We start from the raw sequence: 20,499 nt of genomic DNA on the forward strand, positions 1-20,499 counted from the left end.
GCATGGGAGAGCAGCACGACATCGACGACGACGCGCCGATCTTCGCGATCGCCGTCGCCGCCGAGCTCTCCGGCATGCACCCGCAGACGCTGCGCCAGTACGACCGCCTCGGGCTCGTCGTGCCCGCGCGCACACCGGGTGGTTCGCGCCGGTACTCGCTGCGCCACGTCGCGCAGCTGCGTGAAGTGGCCCGCATGTCGGCCGAGGGCATCGGCCTCCCGGCGATCGTGCGCATCCTCGAACTGGAGGACCGCGTGCGCGAGCTCCACGGCCGCGTGCGCGACCTCGAGGACCGCGTGCGGGCCGAGCTCGAACGACGCCCGGGCGCGCGCGTCTTCGCGGCCGGCGCGACCGGCGCCGTCGTGACCCTCCGCAGCGGCACACGCGTGCGCCGGGCGACCGAGCTCGTGGTGTGGCGACCGCGTCACCAGCTCGAACAGGGCGAAGACGACGCGGATGCCGCGCCCGGCGGCGCTCGCGAGCGGTAGCAGCGCAGCATCCGTCGCTCCGTCCGCGCAGGGGTGGCGGATGCCGCGTCGCCGCGCCACGATGAACGCATGGCGACGCTCGACGACGTGAGAGAGCTCGCGCTCGCGCTGCCCGGCGTGCAGGAGCGGGTCGACGGCCACCGCGGCGGAGCGACGTGGCGCACCGACGCCGGGGCATTCGTCTGGGAACGCGGGCCGAGCAAGCCCGACCTCGTCGCCCTCGAGAAGCTCGGCCGGTCGTGGCCGGACGGCGTGGTCATCGGTGTGCGCACCGACGGACCCGACGAGAAGCAGGCCCTCCTCGAGACGTTCCCCGGCACGTTCTTCACGATCCCGCACTTCGACGGCTATCCGGCCGTGCTCGTGCGTCTCGACGAGATCGAGGTCGGACACCTCCGCGAGATCGTCACCGACGCCTGGCTGCTGCGCGCGCCGCGGCGCGTCTCGCGCGCCTGGCTCGACGCGCGCTCCTGACCCGCACGCTTCGAGTCGCCAAGACACGCTGACGACACGTCACGACACGCGGCGTGTTCTGGCGACTCGATGCGTCAGGCCGCGTCGACCCCGCGGTGGCGGCGGAACAGCTGCCAGTCGGCGCGAGACAGGTCGGCGTACGCGTACGACCACTCCAGGATCGCCTCGCCCGCGACGCGGCCGCCCCCGATGTAGCCGGCGACGACCGCCGCGTTGGGCGACTGCCCGTGGGCGCGCGCGAGTGTCGTGGCACAGGCATCCGCGTACCACCGGAACGCCGAGTCCTCGAGCGTGTCCATGTCGAACCCGCCCTTCTTGTCGTGGAACTGCCGCACATAGAAGGAGCGGTCGGCTCCGCCTTCCGCGGGCTGCCCCGTGAGGTGGCCCAGGAAGGGATCGGACACCGCCTGCAGGATGCGCTGCATCGCGACGACGCGGCCACCCTCGCCGTTGCTCGCGATGAAGCGGCTGACGGCCTCCGGCTGCTCGACGCCGCCGTACTCGATGAGCACGCTCTGGCCGGCCTCCTTCGCCTGCAGCAGCAGGGCGTTCTCGTCGCCGTCGGTCAGTGCGATGAGGTAGCACCGCGTTCCCACGCTGCCGACGCCGACCACGCGCCGGGCCATGTCGGAGACGTGATACTTCTGCAGCAGCACGCGGATGTCGATGTTCGCGGACTGCTGGTAGATCGCGACGTACTCGTTGATCCGATCCTCGATGGCCGAGTCGACGTGCGTCATCGTCGGCGCCAGCTCGGTGAACACGAGCCGGCCGGACTCCTCGCGCGTGGTGAGCTTGCGCACCGCGCGGTTCGCCGTGCGCTTCTCGGCATCCTTCACCGCCTGACGCAGCGCCTGGGCCGACTCGTCGTCGAGGGCGTCTTCTGCCGCGGTGGCATCGAAGTGGTCGTAGTACCGCTTGAGGGGGCTGCGCTTCGCCCCGTTCATCAGGGCACGCGCGTACGTGCGGACGGCGCCGAGCGCGGCATCCTTCACCACGCCCTTGTCGCGGTCGGTCGACTGGCCGGCGATCACGATGCTGGTGACGAGGCGCTTGACGTCCCACTCCCACGGCGCCCACGCCGACTCGTCGAAGTCGTTCAGGTCGAACACGAGCGTGCGCTGCGGCGAGGCGAACAGGCCGAAGTTCGACACGTGCGCATCGCCGCACGACCCGACCGTGAGCCCGCTGCCGGGTGACCGCGCGAGGTCGGCGGCCATGAGCGCGGCGGTGCCTCGATAGAAGGCGAAGGCGCTCTCCGCCATGCGCTGCGTGCGGATCGGCACGAGCTCCGGCACACGCACCGCGTCTTGCGCGTCGAGGATGCCCATCGGGTCGCGCTCTCCGTCGGGGAGGATCGCGAGGTCTTCGCGCGGCGCGAACGAACGTGCTGCCCGCCCGTCCTCGAGGTGGTCCTCGAGGCTGGGCGGTGCCGACCAGGAATCCGCCAGCGGGCTGACGTCATTCGTTGACATGGGCCCAGTGTGGCACTGCGCGGCGGCGCGCGGGGGGTGACTTCGGGATGAAATCCGGGGTCGCGGCGTGCGGCGTCGATACCCTGGCGGCGTGACCCGAGCCGTACCGCCGCCCGCACCTCCGGCGCTGTCGCCGAGCCTGCGGACCCTCCTCGCGCTCGCCGCGGCGGTGGTCGTGCTCGCCGGAGTGTTCTTCGCGCGGGAACTGGTGGGCCCGCTCGCGCTGGCGATCGTGCTGGTCGTGATCTGCGAGCCCGTGCGCCGCCCGTTCGAGAGCCGCGGCTGGCCCCGCTGGACCGGGACGACGGCGGTCATCGTGGTCGCCTACCTCGTGCTGGTCGCGATGGGCGCCCTCCTGTGGCTCGCCGGCACGCAGTTCGCGAAGCTGGTCGGGGAGTTCGCCGACCAGCTGCAGGACAGCGTGCAGGGACTGCTCGCGTGGCTGACCTCCGTGGGCCTGGACGATCAGGCAGCGGATGCCGCGGCATCCGTCCTCGATCCTCAGACGCTCCTCGGGCTGGCCTCGAGTCTCGGCGGAACCCTCCTGGGCATCGCCACCGCCCTGTTCTTCGTCTTCGCGTACATCATCTTCATGGCCGCGGACGCCGGGCGGTACCGCGACGCGGGACGGGTCTTCGGCCCGTCGAAGAAGCCCGCGCTGGCCCGCATCCGGCACCTCAACTCGGGAGTCCGTCGCTACTACGTCGTCAACGCGACCTTCGGGGCGATCGTGGCGATCATCGACGGGTTCGCACTGCTGTGGCTCGGCGTGCCCGCACCGCTGGTGTGGGCGATCCTCGCGTTCGTCACGAACTTCGTGCCCAACATCGGGTTCGTGCTCGGCCTGATCCCGCCCGCCGTGCTCGCCTTCGTCGTCGGGGGCTGGCCGATGCTGCTGGCCGTCATCGCGATCTACTGCGTGGTGAACGTGGTGCTCCAGGTTCTCGTGCAGCCGAAGTTCGTCAGCGACGCGGTGGACCTGAGCCTCACGCTGAGCTTCTTCTCGGTCATCTTCTGGACGTTCGTGATCGGGCCGCTGGGCGCGATCCTCTCGATCCCCCTCACGCTCTTCGCGCGCACGCTCGTGCTCGAAGGCGACCCGCACAGCCACTGGCTGCGATGGCTCTCGGGCGATCGCACGGCCGTGCCGCCGCCCGACCCCTCCACCTCGCCTCCCAGGAGACGGCCATGACCCAGACCGCCCACGCCGACACCGGGACGCGCCGTGAGCGCGCCCTCGCCCGCATCTCCGAGGGCGGCAGCGAGCGCTCGCTCGAGACGCTCGCCCTGGGCATCGCCGCCGTCGCCTTCGTGATCGTCGCCCTCGTGGCGCTCATCGCGTTCGGCTTCCAGGCCGCGCCCATCGCCGGTCCGGGATCGGTCGGTCAATTCGCGGCGATCGCCTCGGCGGTCGTCGCCTTCGCCGCCGTTCTCGGCGGCCGCTACCTGCTCCACGAGCGAGGCTCTCAGGGCCGCCTGCGCGTGCTCGACCACTTCGACATCCTCGCGCTCGCGATCGCGCACGCCGTCATCGCGCTCCTCGGATGGACGCTGATGGCCGTCATCCTCGAGCAGGCGTTCATCGGCGCCGAGGTCTTCGCGCTCCCGGTGCTGCTCCTCGCGGGTGCCACGGCCGGCATGACCGCCTACGTCGCGTTCTACTCCGCGACCCATATGGACCTGCAGCTGCTCGCCATGGTGCTGGCGGTGTTCCTCGTGCTCGGCGTGCTCTCGAGCATGCTCACCGCGAGCGACCCGAACTGGTGGAAGGACAACCTGAGCGCCCTCGGCATGACGACGAACGTGTCGGCGCTCGCGTTCAACCTCACACTCATCGTCGCCGGGTTCCTCGTGACGACTCTCGCTCGCTACGCCACGCGCGGCATCCCGACGTCCAACCCCGTCGGGGTCGCCAGGGTGCGCGTGTGCCTGATCGTCGTCGGCGTCTTCCTCGCGCTCGTGGGCGTGTTCCCGGTGAACCTCTTCTTCGCCGTCCACACCGGCGTCGCCTCCGGAATGGTCGTCGCCTACGGCGTGCTCGTCATCGGCCTGCCGAGGTGGATCCCCGGGATGCCGCGCCCCTTCGTTCTTCTCGGGTGGCTGTTCCTCGGGGTCACGCTCGTGCTCGCGGTGTTCTTCCTCATCGGCTACTACACGCTCACGGCGGTCGAGCTCGTCGCCGGCATCCTCGTCTTCACCTGGATCATCCTGTTCATCCGCAACGCGGCCGCCCTGGAACAGGACGCCCGGAGCGCCTGACCGGCACCGCCGCGCCGCTGCGGGATGATGCGCGTGTGGATGAGAACACGTGGCATCGCCATACCCAGGTGCTGCTCATGGTCGCGTCGTTCGTGTACCTCGTCGCCTACTCGTGGCGGGTGATCGGCGGGCTCACCGGGACGGCGTACGTGGTCGCGACACTGGTGATCGGCGCGACGTGGGCGGTCTTCGTGGTCGACTACCTCGTGCGGCTGTCGCTCGCGCGCAATCGCTCGTCATGGTTCCGCTCGCACCTGGGCACGCTCGCCATCGCGGTGATCCCGGTGTTCCGCCTCGTGCTGCTGCTGCAGGCGCTGACGCACCTGCCGGGGATGCGCCCTTCGGCGGGGGCGAAGCTGCGCTCGCAGATCATGGTCTACGGCGCCGGTGCCGGCATCCTGCTCATCTACGTGTCGTCCCTCGCCGTCCTCGAGGTGGAGCGGCAGGCGCCCGACGGCAACATCGAGAACTTCTTCGAGGCCATCTGGTGGGCCTGCGTGACGATCACCACGACGGGGTACGGCGACTTCTACCCGGTGACCGCGCCCGGGCGCCTGATCGGGGTTGGGGTGATGTTCAGCGGTGTCGCCCTCGCGGGCATCATCACCGCGGCGCTCGCGTCGTGGATTCTGGAGCGCGCGTCGCGGAACAACGACGACGCCGAGCCGGCGACCCGCTCCCAGATGCGGCAGCTGATGGCGAAGGTCGACGCACTCGGCGGGAGCCGGCCGCGCGACGCGGACGATCCCCGGGACTGACTCCTCGCCCCCGGGCGTACGAAGAAGGGCCGCGCCCTGAGAGGTGCGGCCCTTCGTCGTGCTGGTCCGTTCAGGACAGGAGCTTGGCCTTCGCGGCCGCGAACTCCTCGTCCGACAGGATGCCCTGCGCGTGCAGGGCGGCCAGCTGCTGGAGCTTGGCCATCATGTCGTCACCGGCAGCGGGCGCGGCCGGCGCCGGAGCGGCGGCCTGGGCGTTCGCGACGGCCTGAGCGGCCGCCGCGTCCATCGCGGCCTGCTGCTGCTGGGCGGCGTACGCGTCCTGCTGGTACTGCTCGTTGGCCTTGTTCTGCTGGTGGCGTGCCACGCTCCCCGACACTGCGGTCGCGGTGCCCGCGACCACGGCCGTGCGTGCCGCCATTCCGACGAGGCCGGGACGGCCCACTCTGCGCATCATGACAGTTCTCCTTACTCGACGTTCTCGGCGAGGAACGCGTTGACGATGGGGGCGGGGATGCCCTCGCGGGCGATCACCGCGCCGCCCGCGTCGAACAGCGCGCCGGCGAAGGCCTTCGCCCACAGCAGCTCGACCACGAGGATCGCGGCGGAGGATCCCGGCGGCACCTCGGCGGCGAGCGCCTCGATGTCTTCGAGGCCGGCGAGGCCGGCGAGGTCGAGCGCCGGCACTCCGGCGTCATCGGTCGTGTCGGAGAGCTCCACCACGGTGAGCTCGCCGTCGGGCGAACGGGTCGCGTAGACCAGGTCGAGCACGTTCACGGTGCCGGCGGCGACGAGGTCGTCGATCGCCTGCAGGACTCCGGGGCCGGGCTTGTCACCGTCGAACGCGATCGCGTAGAACTCGATCGGGCCGTAATCGAAAGTCGTCATGACGTCATCCTCCTCCTGCGGGCCTCAGCCCGCGAGTGCCTTCGCCTTGAGTGAATCGAACTCGGACTGCGAGATCGCTCCGGAGTCGAGCAGCGACTTCGCCTTCGCGATGTCGTCGGCGGCGCTGGAGCCACCGGCGGTCGCGCGGATGTAGGCATCCTGCTGCGAGCGAAGCTCCTGTGCCTGGGCGATCGAGCGCTCCGTCATGCCGCGGCCGCGCGCGATGAGGTAGATCAGCGCGGTCAGGAACGGCACGAAGATCAGGAAGATGATCCAGACGGCCTTCCACCACCCGCTGAGGGTGTGGTCGCGGAAGAGATCGCCAAGGATCGAGAACAGCACCATCAGGTACGCCACGAACACGAAGACCCAGAAGAACCAGAGAACCAGGCTCCAGAGATCCATTTGCACAGCCAATCGTCGATGGGCGAGCCTCGCGCTCGCCGCACTCCGAAAACTACGTTCGCGTGAGGGGTGGGGCGTCACCCGCGCGGGGTGAGAAGTCAGAGCGCTTCGCGTGCCGGGACCGGGTTGACCGAGACGACCTCGATGTGGAGCTGGTCCAGCATCTCGAGCAGGCCGATCAGCCGCGCCTGGTCGGGGATCGTGCCGACGAGGCGCGTGCATCCGTCGGGCGCGTCGACGACGGCGAAATCGTCGAGGGCGGCCACGAGTTCGGGGCCCAGCTTGCCCCGGACGACGATCTCCACCACCTGCGATCCGTGCATCGGGCCTCCTGGTGGACGGGGCGTGAGCCACGGGGTCGTCGTGATGCGTGTCATTGTCCGGTCTGTCCGGTCGCGCCTACGTCACCCGTGTGGGATGATTCCCACGAGCTCACGCGCCCACTCGCCAGGGGAGGCACGCTCGTGAACGAAGTACGTCGAATCCCAGCGCACGCCGTCGATCGGCCTGCACTGCGAAGGCAGCTCGACGCTGGGGTGAATGCGCCGCTGTCTCTCATCGTCGCGCCCGCGGGCGCCGGCAAGACGGTCCTTCTGTCGCAGTGGGCGCACTCGCGCCCAGACGTCGCAGTGGCCTGGTTCGACATCACCGCCGCCGACAACGCGCCCGCCGGTTTCGCGCGCCGTCTCATCGCCGGCGTGACCGCCGTGGTGCCGCGCCTGACCGTTCCGGCTGCGCCGGTCGAGGCATCCGAGGACCGTCTGGGTGAGGCCTTCCTCGAGGATTTCACCGGTTCGCTGGCGGAAGCGGGCGACATCGTGCTCGTCTTCGACGACCTCGATCGGCTCTCGGGCACCGCGGTTCTCGCCGACCTGTGGCGCATGGTCGACCTCCTGCCGCCGAACGCGCACGCCGTCTTCGCCTCACGCGTCGACCTGCAGCTCGGCTGGAGCCGGCATCGGCTGGAGCACGGGCTCGTCGAGATCCGCCAGCGTCAGCTCGCCTTCGATGATGCGACCACGGCCCGCGTGCTCTCGCGCATCGCCGGCAAGCCGGTGTCGGACGAAGCGGTCGCCGCGGTCACCGCGCGCACCGAAGGGTGGGCGGTCGGCGTGCAGATGACGGCGCTCAGCCTGCGGTTCTCCGACGATCCCGACCGAGTGGTCGACGCGCTCGCCGACACCGACCGGCTCGTGGTCGACTACCTCAGCGAAGAGGTGCTCGACGCCATCGAGCCCGCGCGACGCGACGCGCTCATGCGGATCGCCGTCGTCGACGAGGTGAGCGCCGGCCTCGCGCAGGCCCTCGCCGAGGTGGACGGGGCGCGCTTCCTCGCCGATCTCGAACGCGACTCCATGTTCATCGTGCCGGTGGCGGGTCGGGCCGGCTGGTACCGGTTCCACCGGCTCTTCCGCGACCTTCTCCTCTATCGCCTGCGCGCGCAGGACGGAAGCGCCGAGGCCGGACTGCAGGAGGCCGCTGCCGACTGGTATCTCGGCGAGGGCGGCAACGAGGTCGCGATCGAATACCTCCTGCGCGCGCGGCGCTGGGATCGCGTGCTCGACCGGGTGCTCGCCACGGGGCGGGACGTCTTCGAGGACGTCCGCACGGCGACGGTGTCGAGCTGGCTGCGGCGGGTGCCCGCCGACGTCCGCGCCGACCACATCGACGCCGAGCTGCTGTTCGCGATCTCCGAGGGCATGAGCGGGCGCGGGCTCGTCGCGGTCGACGCCATGCGGAGTCTGCTGGCGACCGAGGATCTCACCACCGGTCAGCGCCAGGTCGCTCTCGCCTACCTCGCCGCCGGGGTGCAGTTCCACCCGCACGCCGAGCTCTTCGTCGACGCGGCCCGCGAGGCGCTCGCGCTCCTCGACGGCGACCCCGAGGCTCCGCTTCCCGATCTGCTCGGCCTCACCACGCGGCCGCTCCTCCGGTTCATCGCCCAGGCTTCGCTCGGACGCGCCCACCTGTTCCTGGGCGAGCTCGGACCGGCGCGGCGCACGCTCGAGGACGCCGTCGACACCGTCGGGTACGCCTACGCGCCCTACCGCGTGCACCTGCTCGGCACGCTCGCGCTGGTCAACGCCGTCGAGGGCAACCTCGTCCTGGCGGCGGAGCAGTCCGACGAGGCGCTGGCCACCGCCCGCGAGTTCGGACTGCTGGCCCATCCGGCGCCGGCCGACGCGTACATCGCGCGCGCGATCATCGCGATCCAGCGGGGCGAGCCCGACGTCGGAGCCCTCGCGCTCGCCGAGGGCGGCATCCGCGCGGCCGCCAATCAACGCACACAGCTGATGTGGGTGGCCCACGTCGTGAGCATGCTCATCGACCCGTCCAGCGAGCAGCTGGCGGGAACCGAGCCGCCGGGACCGCCCTCGTCGCTCGTGCGCCAGGTGCTGATCGGCGTGGCGATGCGCCGTGCCCGCATGCAGGGCGTGGCGACGGCTCCGCCGAGCCCGGTTCCGGCGTGGTCGGCCGTCGCGTTCGAGGAGATCGCCGGGCTGCTCGCGGAGGGGCAGTCGGGCGCCGCGCACGGGCGCCTCGCGCAGCTGCGCTTCGAGCCCGACGCGCGGGCTCCGCTCTCGGCCGTCGAGTTCGAGCTGCTGCAGGCGTGGACGCGGGCTCTCGAGGGTCGCCGTCCGCAGGCGCGCGAGCGCCTGTCGGCGGCGATCGCCGTGGCTGAGCGGGAGTGGCTCGTCGACCCGTTCATCCGGGTCGGGCCGCCGGTGGCCGAACTGCTCGAGGAGCTGTTCCCCGCCAAGACCGACTTCCTGCGCACGGTCATCGCGCGTGCGCGCACGATGAGCGGCGGCGGCCGGCGTGCGCTGGCCGATGACCTCACCCCCCGCGAGCTGGAGCTGCTCGCGTTCCTCCCGAGCCGGCTCACGATCGCCGACATCGCCGCGCGCTGCTTCGTGTCGACGAACACGATCAAGACGCACCTCGGGCACATCTACCGCAAGCTCGGGGTGTCGGGACGGGATGCCGCGATCGAGCGCGCCGTCGACCTCGGCCTGATCGACGCCCGTGAGATCGCCCGCGTGGGATGACGACGACGCCGGGGTGCGCCGCCATGATGTGCGCATGGACGCGAACCCCCCGGGCGCGGTCGACCCCGTCGACGAGGCGCATCACCACGACGACCCGGCGCTGATCGACGTGATGGCCGCGCCGGAGCGCCCCAAGCGGTTCGCCGGCGTGCTGGCCGCGCTCGACCGGCCCCTCGTGCTCGGATTCGTCACGACCCTGGGCGTGCTCGGCGCGCTGGTGCTCGGCAGCGCGCTGGGCTCGATCTCGACGATCCTCGTCTACATCGTGCTGGCGATGTTCCTCGCCCTCGGGCTCGACCCGATCGTGCGGATGCTTGAACGGCACCGGGTGAAGCGCGGTGGGGCGATCGCCATCGTCTTCGGCGCCTTCGCCCTCCTGTTCGCCGCGTTCCTCATCTGGGTGCTTCCCCCGGTCGTCGCGCAGATCGGCGAGTTCATCGTCGCGATTCCCGCCACGATCGCCGGTGTGCCGGAGACGGCCTGGTTCCAGTCGCTGGATGGCGACGTGCAGGTGGCGATCCTCGCCGCCCTCGAAGAGCTCGCGCAGTGGGTGTCCAGTCCCTCGACCCTCGGTGCTCTGGGCGGCGGCCTCCTCGCGGTGGGTGTGGCGTTCGTGAGCGGGATCTCGGCGTCGTTCATCGTCGTCGCCCTCACCCTCTACTTCCTGTCGTCGCTCTCGTCGATGAAGAAGGCGTTCTATGCGCTGGCGCCCGCGCGCAACCGCGCGCGCCTCGAGAACCTCACCGAGCGCATCACCGCGTCGGTGGGCGGGGCGCTGATCGGGTCGGTGACGCTCTCGTCGCTCAACGCGGCCGTCGTGTTCCTGCTTCACATCCTCATCGACTTGCCGTTCCCGGCGCTCATGGCCGTCATCGCGTTCGTGATCACGCTCATCCCGCTGTTCGGCTCGGTGATCTTCCTCGTGCTCGGCACCGGTGTGGCGCTCTTCACGAGCCCGACGCAGGCGCTCATCTTCTTCGTCGCGTACCTGGTCTACATCCAGCTCGAGTCGTATGTGATCAGCCCCCGGGTCATGAACAAGGCCATCGCGATCCCGGCGGCGCTCGTGCTGATCGGAGCCATGGTCGGCGGCGCGCTGATGGGCGTGATCGGCGTGCTGGTCGCGCTGCCCGTCATGGCGTCGATCCTGCTCATCATCCGCGAGGTCGTCGTGCCGAAGCAGGACCTCAAGGTCTGACGGCCGGCCGGCGGCCGGGTCGTGTCCTGCTCGGTGCTCGCCCGGCCCCGGCCTGCTCGGGCCCGGCCCCCTCGCGCCCGGCCCACTCGCGCCCGAGGCATGTCACGCGAACGGTGGGTGCATGCGATGCGAAGCCGCCGATCGAGTGACATCGAGTGTGGGCATGTCACGCGAACGGCGGGTGCATGCGATGCGAAGCCGCCGACCGTGTGACATCGCTGCGGGTCGGGGCGGGTTCCTCCACAGCAGCGGTGATGGCACGGCGTTCCACCGAAGACGATTGCGCCGCCCCGCCAGGACGGAGATCGCGGCTCTATCGGTGTGTGAGCAGACCAGAACCACTTCCCCCCGGTCTGGACGATGCGTTCGCCGTTCGTGAAGCCCGCGTCCTGGGAGTCTCGCGCTCGCGACTGCGAGCACTCGATCTTCGGATGCCGACGCACGGCGTCCGTGCGGTCGTGGCTCCGACAGAAGATCCGACCGATCCCCGGCGCGAGGATCGGTGCGGGGCCGAGATGCGGGTGCGGGCGCACGAGACTGCCCCCGCACTACTGCCCTCGCAGTTCTTCAGCCACGAGACGAGCCTCGTCCTCGCCGGGTGTCCTCTTCCTCGATGGCCCTACCAGCCGCGGCTCCACGTGTCGGCTCATCGACCCGCCGGGTCGCCGCGGCGGAAGGAATGGACCGGCCACCGGCTGCAGGCGCGACCGTCGGCGGTGCGGATGGTCGGCGGCGTCCCCGCGGAGAGTCCCGTCCGCGCGTGGCGACAGGCTGCCGCGCACTGGGGGTTGGATGACCTCATCGCCGCCGCGGAGTTCCTCGTTCATCCGCGCCGCGGGCTGGCGACGATCGAGGAACTGGCCGCCGAGGTCGAGGCGATGGGCGACGTCGGCGGCGGCCTGCTCACGCAGAGCCTTGCGCTCGTCAGGGTCGGCTCCGAGTCGCCGGAAGAGACAGCCCTTCGCCTCCTCCTCATCCGCGCAGGGCTTCCCGAACCGGCGATCAACGTCGACCTCCGCGCCTCATCAGGGCGTTTCATCGCGCGACTGGACCTCGCCTACGTCGAGTACCGAGTCGCGATCGAGTACGACGGGAGGATCCACGCGGAGAACGATCGGCAGTTCCGGCGCGACGCGGACCGCTGGGACGACATCCGCGCCGCGGGCTGGCAGCACGTCCGCATCCTGTCCCACCACGTGCGGCCGGATCCTCGGGTAGCGGTGCGAAAGGTCATGACCGCCCTCGGCGCGGCCGGCTGGCCGGGCAGCGGCATCCGCCCGCTGGGTCATGTCACACGGTAGGCGGCTCTCCGACGGGCTGGGCGGCCGTTTGTGTGACACGACAGGGGGCATGTCACAGGATCGGCGGGTCCTCGACCGGTAAGCCGACCGTTCGTGTGACACGGCCCGGTGACACGGCCCGGTGACACGGCCCGGTGATACGACCGGGGTGACACGCCGGGGTTCCCCGGCGGTCAGTTCAGCGCGGAGGTGAGGCGGGCGAGACCGTCGAGGAACGTCGCCTTGCCGGGCTGGTTGTTCCACTCCTCGAGAGTGAGCTCGCGGCCGGCGTCGCGGTACGCCTGCTCGACCTCGCGCATCCCTGCGACGAACGACTCGCCGCGCACCAGGAGGGACACCTCCATGTTGAGGCTGAACGAGCGGATGTCCATGTTGCTCGACCCGATGACGGCGATGTCGTCGTCGATCGAGAAGTGCTTGGAGTGCAGGATGAACGGCGCGGGGTAGAGGAAGATCCGCACACCTGCCTCGAGCAGGGCCGAGTAGTAGGACCGCTGCGCGTGGTACACCAGCCCCTGGTCCCCGATCTCCGACACGAACAGCTGCACCTCGAGACCGCGCTGGCACGCCGTCGTGATGGCGTAGACCATCGCCTCGTCGGGGACGAAGTAGGGGCTGGTCAGGATGACCTTCTCGGTCGCCCCGTAGATGAGCGACAGGAAAAGCCGCAGATTGTTCTCGGTCGCGTATCCGGGCCCGCTCGGCACGACCTGGCACAGCAGCGCGTCGGGGGACGACGATCGCTCCAGAGCCGTCGCGGGCACATGCTCGGTCGCGGTGAGCTCCTCACCGGTCTCGATCAGCCAGTCCGACAGGAACACGACGTTCACCGCCGCGACGACCGGGCCGGTGAGGCGGGTCATGAGCTCCTGCCACTTGAGGCCGCGCTTGAGGTTCTTGGGGGAGTCGTAGCTGCGGTCGATGAGGTTCTGCGATCCCATGAAGCCGATGCGGCCGTCGACGACGACGATCTTGCGGTGGTTGCGCAGGTCGGGCCGCTGGTACTTGCCCTTGAGGGGCATCACGGGCAGCATCCACGCCCACTTCACGCCGATGCGGTCGAGTTCGGCGAGAGTCGCCTTGCAGTTGCCCAGGCGGCGCGTCGCGACGTAGTCGGCGAGCAGACGCACGGTGACGCCCCGGGCGACGGCGCGCTCCATCGCGGCGAAGAATCCGCGCGTGGTGTCGTCCCACGCGACGATGAAGAACTCGACGTGCACGAAGTGCTCCGCGGTGTCGATGGCCTCGGCCATCGCGTCGATCGATCCTTGGTAGTCGGGGTAGAGGGATGCCTCGTTCCCCTCGCTGGCGGGAAGCGCCGTCAGGTTCTCGTTCTGCTCGACCACGCGCTGGAACCAGCGCGGCCAGTCGGGCTCCTCGGTGCTCAGCCGGTCGCGGTCGACGCCGCTGCGGATGAGGCCGTCGATGCGCGTCTGCTCGGCGCGGCGCTTCTCGGGCAGGCGGAAGCTGCCGATGAGGAGGAACAGCAGGATGCCGATGAACGGCAGCAGGAAGATCAGCAGCAGCCACGCCATCGCCGCCGTGGGCTTGCGGCCCCGCGGGATCACCATCAGGGCGATGAGGTCGATGACGATGACGACGACGACCACGATCGGCCATACGGGTCCCGCGTCGAGCATGCTGAACATTCGGTTCCTCTTTCAGGCGGGAGTGACTCGGTTGACGGAGACGACTTCGATGTCGAGGTCGTCCAGGACGCCGAGCAGGCCTCGCAGCTCGGAGCGGTCCTCGAGAAGTCCCGTGATGCTCGTTGTCCCGTCGTCCCGGTCCGCCACATCGTAGCGATCGAGCGCGCAGGCGAGAGTCGGCCCGAGATGGCCGGTGATGACGACTTCGACAACGTGCGAGGACACGGCATCCTTCCTGCGCCACGGAGGGGAATCGGACTCTGCCAGGTTGGGGCAGAGAGCGGCCCGGTGCCGTCACCCGCGGGGGATGATTCCGTTCAGATCCCGTTCACGCGGCGCGCCGCAGTGTGCGACCGGATGCCGCGATGCCCGGTCACTTCGGACCACCGCCGGGCTCGATGCGCAGCACGCCCGGCGCCTCGCCCACGGCGAGGTCGTCGATCACGCGCACGGTGCGGGCGAGGTCGTCGACCGACCGGATGACGGTGCCGAAGCGCTCGCGGTCGGAGCACACCGCCGTCACCGTGACGAAGTGCGTGCCGGTGTCCCACGTGTAGGTGGCGAACGGCGGAGTGCGCTGGTCGGCGGGCAGCGACATCTCGAGCTTCTCTCCCACGCCCAGGTAGGGGCTGCGGAAGCTCTCGGTGTCGTCGTACTCCATCGGCATCATGGCGCGGGCGGCGCGCAGCTGGGTTGTCGCCTCCCGCACCTGCGCCATCACGACCACGAGCTCGGCATCCGCCTTCCACACCCACACCAGCACGCGGCCGGCCGCGCGGCGCATGAGGAACGGTGCGGCCTGGCTCATCGCCCACGCGGCGACCCCGCTGCCGGGCCGCTCGGCGGATCCCATCGCGGTGTTCGCCTGGGAGAGCAGCATCCGGATCGCAGCTTTCCTGTGGCGGCGGCCCGTGAAGCCGAGGGACTCGGTGACCGGCACCCAGAGGGTGGTGTCGGCGTCCGCCTGAAGTCGGGGCATGCCTCCAGCGTACGGGGGTGTCGGAGGGCCCTCGGGTACAGTGGAAGGCGCGCGCACCCATCTCTTCCGCCGCGCGTCCGCCGCACAGACAGGCCCCCGATCCCCGTGACCGAGTCCGCGACGCCCCACGACCATTCCGCCGAGGCGCGGCCCGACGCTCCGAAGGCTCCCCTGAAGATCCTGATCGGCGCGGACACCTTCCTCCCGCACGTGAACGGGGCGGCCCGCTTCGCCGAGCGCCTCGCCGCAGGGCTCGTCGCCCGCGGTCACGAGGTGCACGTGATGGCGCCGAGCGCGACCCACCGCACGCACGGCCGGTTCACCGAAGTGATCGAGGGGCAGCCGATGACGATGCACCGCATCCCGTCATGGCGCTGGTACCCGCACGACTGGCTGACCTTCGTCATGCCGTTCCGGTCCAAGTACTACTCGCGGCGGGTCCTCGCCGAGGTGCAGCCCGACATCGTCCACATCCAGTCGCACATCGTCATCGGACGCGGCCTGTCGCGCATCGCCACGCAGCGCGGCATCCCGATCGTGGCGACCAACCACGTGATGGCCGAGAACGTCCTCGACTTCACCGTGCTGCCTGCCTCGTGGACCCGGTACGCGATCAAGCTCGCGTGGGAGGACGCCAAGCGCACCTTCGACCTGACCCGTGCCGTGACGACGCCGACCCGCAAGGCGGCCGAGTTCCTCGAGCGCACGATCGAGATCGACAACGTGATCCCGGTGAGCTGCGGGATCGAGGCATCCAACTACACGGCCGATCTCACGCCGCGTGACGCGCACCGCCTCGTCTTCGTCGGCCGCCTCACCACCGAGAAGCAGATCGATGTCGTGCTGCGCGCCGTCGCGCGCCTCGATCCCGCGCTCGACGTGCGGTTCGACATCGTCGGCAAGGGCGACCAGCGCCGCAACCTCGAAGAGCTCATGCTCCAGCTCGGGCTGTCGGACCGCGTGCACTTCCACGGCCACACCACCGACGAGGAACTGCGGGCGCTGCTCACGAACGCGTCGCTGTTCGTGATCGCGTCGATCGCCGAGCTGCAGTCGATCGCGACGATGGAGGCGATGGCATCGGGTCTGCCGATCGTCGCCGCCGACGCCGTCGCGCTCCCGCATCTCGTGCACGACGGCGAGAACGGCTACCTCTTCGAGCCCGGGAACGTCGACGACCTCGTCGCGAAGCTCACGACCGTGCTCACCCAGAGCCCCGAGGAGCGCCTGCGCATGCAGCAGGCGTCGCTCGAGGGCGTCAAGGTGCACGACATGAAGCGCACGCTCGACACGTTCGAGGCGCTCTACCGCGACGAACCGCTGCCGGAGTAGCGCACCGTGCACGTCGTGATGTTCGGCGACCAGCACGTCGAGACCCTCGGCGGAGCTCAGGTCTCGATGCGGCTGCAGCGCCGGTTCCTCGAGAAGGCCGGCCACACCGTGACCGTCGTCGCGCCCCGCGTGCACGGGCCGCGGGGGCGGTCGTTCTCTCCGGATGCCGCGTACCTCGACATCCCGTCGATCCCGATCACCCCCGACCGCGAGTACTCGATGTCGTGGCCGGGACGGCGGACGGACAGATGGGTGGATGCCGCGCTCGCCGGCCGGCCGGCCGTCGACGTCGTCCACGTCCAGGCCGACTTCTGGGGCGCGTTCATCGGACACCGCTTCGCCGCCCGCCATCAGCTGCCCGTGGTCCACACGATGCACAATCGCGTCGACGTCGGCATCGAGGCGACCACGCCCTTTCCGAAGACGGTGCTGCGCGTGCTGAACGGCTGGCAGTCGTGGGCGCTCGCACCGCACGGAAAGCGCCGGGACGGGTGGGCGTATCTGCGCGGGCTCGCCGCGAAGTCCGACGCCGTGACGGCGCCGTCGACGCACTTCGCCCGGCGGCTCGAGGAGCACGGGGTCGTGCCCCGCGATGCGGTCCCGCGGGTGGACGTGGTGTGGAACGGCATCGACGACGGCGTGCTCGATTCGGTGCTCGCGTCGGCCGGGTCCGATCGCCGTCCCGGGCCGCCCCGGTTCGTCTGGCTGGGGAGGATGAGTCCCGAGAAGCGCCTGCTGCCCTTCCTCGAGGCGCTCGCCGCGTCGGGCGTGCGCGCCGAGGTCGAGGTGATCGGCGGCGGCGGGCAGCTGCGCGCGGCGCAGCGTCTCGTGGAGAGACTGCGGCCCGCGGCATCCGTCGTCTTCGCGGGCAAGCTCCCGTACGCGCGGGTGCTCGAGCGCATCGCCGACGCGGACGCGGTCGTGCAGACGTCGATCGGCTTCGAGACGCAGGGCATGACGATCTTCGAGGCGGCGTCCCTCGGAACGCCGTCGATCGTCAGCGACCCCGACCTGGCCGCCGAGCTGGGCTCGGGATTCTGGCCGGTCGCCGCCGACGCGACGGCTGCCGCGTCGACGGCCGCGCTCGCAGCGGCTCTGCGGGCGGCAGCTGCCGACATCGAGGCCGGGACGCCCGTGGCGGTCGACCCGACGATCCGCGAGCGGTTCCGTCAGTCGTCCCGCACAGCGGCGATGATCGAGATCTACGAGCGGGTCGTCGGCTCCTGAGCCGTTCCGTTTGTGCGGGCGAATTGCCGTGTGCCCGGTGGGCCAGGCGTCCATTCGCCCGCACAAACGGACGATGAGGGGCTCAGGGGAGCCGGGCGGGATCGGTGGGGAGACGGTGGTAGCCGTCGTTGCGGAGTGCCGTGATCGTCGAGGCGATCGCGACAGCGGACAGTGCTGCGAGAAGAATCACCATGAACATGGCAGTAACGCTACGCTTGCGTCATGACTGCCAACAGTGGCAGGATGGACACACAACGCAGGAAAACTGCCACCCCTCGATGAACTGAGGTACGACATGCACAGCGTCGCCGTGATCGTCCAGGACGGCTTCGCGCCGTTCGAATTCGGAGTCGCCTGCGAGGCGTTCGGCCTCGACCGCACCGACGACGGCATCCCGAACTTCGACTTCCGCATCGTGACGCCCGACCCGGGTGCGGTGACGTCGAAGATGGGCTTCTCCATCAACGTCGATCTCGACCTGTCGTTCGCGTACGAGGCCGACCTCGTCGTCGTCTCGCCGACCCCGCGCCAGTTCTGGGCGCGCAGCGCCTCCGACGAGCGGGTGCTCGACGTGGTCCGCAAAGCCGTCGCGCGCAACGCCTGGGTACTGAGCGTGTGCAGCGGATCGTTCGTGGTCGCGGCATCCGGTGTCCTCGACGGCCGCAAGGCCACCACCCACTGGATGTACGCCGACGAGATGGCCGCGCTGTACCCCGAGGTCGACGTCGATCCGGACGTGCTCTACGTGCAGGACGGCCGCATCATCACGAGCGCCGGCACCGCCGCCGGGCTCGACGCGTGCCTGCACCTGCTGCGCCAGGAGCTCGGCGCCGAGCTGACCAACAAGATCGCGCGCCGCATGGTCGTGCCGCCGCAGCGCGACGGCGGGCAGGCGCAGTTCATCGACAAGCCTCTTCCCGAGGTCGCGTCGCTGTCGCTCGCCCCCGTCACCGACTGGATGCTCGAGAACCTGCGCCTCGACCTCACGGTCGACCAGCTCGCGTCGAAGGCGCACATGTCGCCGCGCACGTTCGCGCGCCGCTTCAAGGCCGACTACGGTGCGACGCCGGCCGCGTGGGTCGCGCGCCAGCGCATCATCCACGCGCAGCGTCTGCTCGAGAAGACCGACCTCGGACTCGACCGCATCGCGTACGAGAGCGGATTCGGCTCGGCGGCCGTGCTGCGCCAGAACTTCGCGCGCGTGCTCGACACGACCCCGACCGCCTACCGCGCCCGGTTCTGCTGCACGCGCGAGGCGCGCGAGGCGGCCGGCGTCGACCGGCCAGTCGAGGCGGCGCTGCTGGAACCCGTCGCGTAACCACCCGCGCCGGGCGAGGCGGCCCGCCGCGCCCGGTCGCTACGGTGTAGCCGTGCGCATCGATCCGAGGCGGTGGTTCTCCCGCAAGACCGTCGGGAAGGATGCCGCGGCGGGCCTGGTGCTCGGGATCGAGGCGGTGCCCGACGGCCTGGCCGCGGGACTGCTCGCGGGCGTGAATCCTCTCGCGGGGCTGTACGCGTACCTGTTCGGCATGGTCGGCGCGGCGCTCGCGACGAGCAGCGCCTTCCTGGCGGTGCAGGCGACGAGCGCGATGGCGCTGGTCGTGTCGGATGCCGGGCTCGGCCAGTTCCCGGATCCCGACCGAGCCCTGTTCACGCTCGCGGTGCTCACCGGCATCGTCATGGCGCTCGCGGGACTGCTGCGCGGCGGCCGTCTGGTGAGCTTCGTCCCGACGGCGGTCATGACCGGGTTCGTGACCGCGATCGGCGTCAACATCGTGCTCGGTCAGCTCTCGAACTTCACCGGCTACCAGGCGCGCGGGCCCAATCGCCTGCTGAAGACCTTCGACGTGCTGCTCCACATCGGGCAGTGGAGCATCGCCTCGGTCGTGGTGGGGACGATCGCGATCCTGATCATCGTGGTGCTGCTGCCCACCCGCCTCGGGAGCATGGGTCTCGTCGTCGCAGTGGTGAGCGGCTCGATCGTCGCGGTGGTGCTCAACCTGTGGGTCGCCGATCCCGTCGTGCTGCTGCGGGACATCGTCGAGGTCCCGCGGGGCCTGCCGGTGCCTGTGCTGCCGAGCGTCGCCGACATGCCCGCGCTGATCATCCCCGCGCTCTCGCTGGCGTTCATCGGTCTGGTGCAGGGCGCGGCGGTGAGCGCCGGCATCCCCACCAAGGACGGTCGCCCCGCCGACCCGAACCGCGACTTCATCGGGCAGGGGATCGGGAATCTGGTGTCTGGCATCTTCCAGGGGATGCCGGTGGGCGGCTCGATGTCGGGCTCGTCACTCATCGTGCAGGCGGGTGCGCGCACGCGCCTGTCGATGTTCGTCGCGGGCGCGGTCATGGCGGTCCTGCTGTTCGTCGCGTCGGACCTCGTGTCGTTCGTGGCGATGCCGGCGCTGGCCGGCCTGCTGATGGTCGTCGGCTGGCGGGCGGTGAAGCCCAGCCGCGTGTACTCGGTGATCAAGACCGGGCCGCTGCCGACCGCGATCATGGCGGTGACCTTCGGCCTCACCCTCCTGATCCCGCTGCAGTTCGCGGTGCTGGTCGGCGTCGGGCTCGGCGTGATCCTGTACGTGGCGGAGCAGTCGAACCGGGTGCGGGTGCGGCGCCTGGAGGTCGTGCCGGACGGCCGCATGCGCGAGACGGATCCGCCCGCCGTCGTTCCCGGCGGCGAGGTCCTGGTGCTGCAGCCCTACGGCAGCCTGTTCTTCGCAAGCGCACCCGTGTTCCAGCGCCAGCTGCCCGAGGTCGAGGCGCACTCGAGCGGATCGGTCGTGATCGTCCGCCTGCGTGGAACCGATCAGATCGGGCTGTCGCTCGTCGACGTGCTGCGCCGCTTCGCCGAGCAGCTGGGCGAGGTCGGCTCATCGCTCAAGGTGGTGGCGACCGAGGAGCGGGTGATCGCGCAGCTCGACGCGGGCGGCCTCACCGCCGACATCGGCGCCCAGAACGTCTACAAGGGCACCGAGTGGATCGGTGAAGCCCTGCGCCGTGCGTACGCCGACGCACAGGACGAGATCGCGCGGGGCTGACAGCCGTCGTCACCGCCTCC

General features: G+C 70.4%; 20 protein-coding genes. 12 read left to right on the forward strand and 8 right to left on the reverse strand.

Annotated elements, in window-relative coordinates; genetic code table 11:
* The first annotated feature begins 2 nt into the window (after positions 1–2).
* Positions 3–488 carry a heat shock protein transcriptional repressor HspR gene (locus OL358_RS06880; RefSeq protein ID WP_264709213.1) on the forward strand — a complete coding sequence of 162 codons (486 nt, stop codon included), beginning with the start codon at positions 3–5 and terminating at the stop codon, positions 486–488.
* Between the two features lie 69 nt (positions 489–557).
* Positions 558–962: an MmcQ/YjbR family DNA-binding protein gene (locus OL358_RS06885; protein WP_264709214.1), complete on the forward strand. Its 405-nt coding sequence runs from the start codon at positions 558–560 to the stop codon at positions 960–962.
* A 74-nt stretch (positions 963–1,036) separates the two neighbouring features.
* Here the strand turns inward: OL358_RS06885 and OL358_RS06890 are convergent, their stop codons facing one another.
* A complete protein-coding gene (locus OL358_RS06890) occupies positions 1,037–2,437 on the reverse strand; it encodes a DUF2252 domain-containing protein (RefSeq protein ID WP_264709215.1) in 1,401 nt (466 codons plus the stop codon).
* Between the two features lie 91 nt (positions 2,438–2,528).
* Between OL358_RS06890 and OL358_RS06895 the strand changes: the two genes are divergently transcribed.
* From OL358_RS06895 to OL358_RS06905, 3 genes are read left to right on the forward strand one after another with little or no spacing between them, the layout of a single operon-like run.
* On the forward strand, positions 2,529–3,629 hold the full coding sequence (locus OL358_RS06895) for an AI-2E family transporter (RefSeq protein ID WP_264709216.1): 1,101 nt from the start codon (positions 2,529–2,531) through the stop codon (positions 3,627–3,629).
* Positions 3,626–4,696 carry a DUF998 domain-containing protein gene (locus OL358_RS06900; RefSeq protein ID WP_264709217.1) on the forward strand — a complete coding sequence of 357 codons (1,071 nt, stop codon included), beginning with the start codon at positions 3,626–3,628 and terminating at the stop codon, positions 4,694–4,696. Before OL358_RS06895 ends, OL358_RS06900 begins: the two co-directional genes overlap by 4 nt.
* 35 nt (positions 4,697–4,731) lie before the next feature.
* Entirely contained in the window at positions 4,732–5,454 is a 723-nt protein-coding gene (locus tag OL358_RS06905; RefSeq protein WP_264709218.1) for a potassium channel family protein, read from the forward strand.
* A gap of 70 nt (positions 5,455–5,524) precedes the next feature.
* On the opposite strand, the gene OL358_RS06910 is transcribed toward OL358_RS06905, so the two are convergent.
* The 4 genes from OL358_RS06910 to OL358_RS06925 form a co-directional block, all read right to left on the reverse strand.
* Positions 5,525–5,869, reverse strand: coding sequence for an SHOCT domain-containing protein (locus OL358_RS06910; RefSeq protein WP_264709219.1), 345 nt, complete (start codon positions 5,867–5,869; stop codon positions 5,525–5,527).
* Between the two features lie 11 nt (positions 5,870–5,880).
* Positions 5,881–6,300: a DUF6325 family protein gene (locus OL358_RS06915; RefSeq protein WP_264709220.1), complete on the reverse strand. Its 420-nt coding sequence runs from the start codon at positions 6,298–6,300 to the stop codon at positions 5,881–5,883.
* 24 nt (positions 6,301–6,324) lie between these two features.
* Entirely contained in the window at positions 6,325–6,705 is a 381-nt protein-coding gene (locus OL358_RS06920) for an SHOCT domain-containing protein (protein ID WP_264709221.1), read from the reverse strand.
* Positions 6,706–6,803: 98 nt separating this feature from the next.
* A complete protein-coding gene (locus OL358_RS06925; RefSeq protein ID WP_264709222.1) occupies positions 6,804–7,028 on the reverse strand; it encodes a hypothetical protein in 225 nt (74 codons plus the stop codon).
* A gap of 213 nt (positions 7,029–7,241) precedes the next feature.
* On the opposite strand from OL358_RS06925, the gene OL358_RS06930 reads away from it, so the two are divergent.
* The 3 genes from OL358_RS06930 (at position 7,242) to OL358_RS06940 (ending at position 12,254) form a co-directional block, all read left to right on the forward strand.
* The gene (locus tag OL358_RS06930; protein WP_264709223.1) at positions 7,242–9,755 is read left to right on the forward strand and encodes a LuxR C-terminal-related transcriptional regulator; all 2,514 of its coding nucleotides are present in this window, start codon (positions 7,242–7,244) and stop codon (positions 9,753–9,755) included.
* 34 nt (positions 9,756–9,789) lie between these two features.
* On the forward strand, positions 9,790–10,953 hold the full coding sequence (locus OL358_RS06935) for an AI-2E family transporter (protein ID WP_264709224.1): 1,164 nt from the start codon (positions 9,790–9,792) through the stop codon (positions 10,951–10,953).
* 722 nt (positions 10,954–11,675) lie between these two features.
* Positions 11,676–12,254 (forward strand): endonuclease domain-containing protein, encoded by a 579-nt coding sequence (locus OL358_RS06940; protein ID WP_264709225.1) that lies wholly within the window; start codon positions 11,676–11,678, stop codon positions 12,252–12,254.
* Positions 12,255–12,427: 173 nt separating this feature from the next.
* On the opposite strand, the gene cls is transcribed toward OL358_RS06940, so the two are convergent.
* The 3 genes from cls to OL358_RS06955 form a co-directional block, all read right to left on the reverse strand.
* Positions 12,428–13,894 carry a cardiolipin synthase gene (gene cls / locus OL358_RS06945; RefSeq protein WP_413631498.1) on the reverse strand — a complete coding sequence of 489 codons (1,467 nt, stop codon included), beginning with the start codon at positions 13,892–13,894 and terminating at the stop codon, positions 12,428–12,430.
* A 21-nt stretch (positions 13,895–13,915) separates the two neighbouring features.
* The gene (locus tag OL358_RS06950; protein ID WP_264709227.1) at positions 13,916–14,128 is read right to left on the reverse strand and encodes a hypothetical protein; all 213 of its coding nucleotides are present in this window, start codon (positions 14,126–14,128) and stop codon (positions 13,916–13,918) included.
* A 148-nt stretch (positions 14,129–14,276) separates the two neighbouring features.
* A complete protein-coding gene (locus OL358_RS06955) occupies positions 14,277–14,882 on the reverse strand; it encodes a hypothetical protein (RefSeq protein WP_264709228.1) in 606 nt (201 codons plus the stop codon).
* 105 nt (positions 14,883–14,987) lie between these two features.
* Here OL358_RS06955 and OL358_RS06960 point away from each other — a divergent pair, with 105 nt between their 5' ends.
* The 4 genes from OL358_RS06960 (at position 14,988) to OL358_RS06975 (ending at position 20,479) form a co-directional block, all read left to right on the forward strand.
* Entirely contained in the window at positions 14,988–16,214 is a 1,227-nt protein-coding gene (locus OL358_RS06960; protein WP_413631343.1) for a glycosyltransferase, read from the forward strand.
* Between the two features lie 6 nt (positions 16,215–16,220).
* Positions 16,221–17,441, forward strand: coding sequence for a glycosyltransferase (locus tag OL358_RS06965; RefSeq protein ID WP_264709229.1), 1,221 nt, complete (start codon positions 16,221–16,223; stop codon positions 17,439–17,441).
* Positions 17,442–17,736: 295 nt separating this feature from the next.
* Positions 17,737–18,759 (forward strand): GlxA family transcriptional regulator, encoded by a 1,023-nt coding sequence (locus OL358_RS06970; RefSeq protein ID WP_264709230.1) that lies wholly within the window; start codon positions 17,737–17,739, stop codon positions 18,757–18,759.
* Between the two features lie 52 nt (positions 18,760–18,811).
* Positions 18,812–20,479, forward strand: coding sequence for a SulP family inorganic anion transporter (locus OL358_RS06975; protein WP_264709231.1), 1,668 nt, complete (start codon positions 18,812–18,814; stop codon positions 20,477–20,479).
* Positions 20,480–20,499: the final 20 nt, after the last annotated feature.

The organism is Microbacterium sp. SSM24 (assembly GCF_025989145.1).
In the GTDB taxonomy this organism is placed as follows: Bacteria; Actinomycetota; Actinomycetes; order Actinomycetales; family Microbacteriaceae; genus Microbacterium.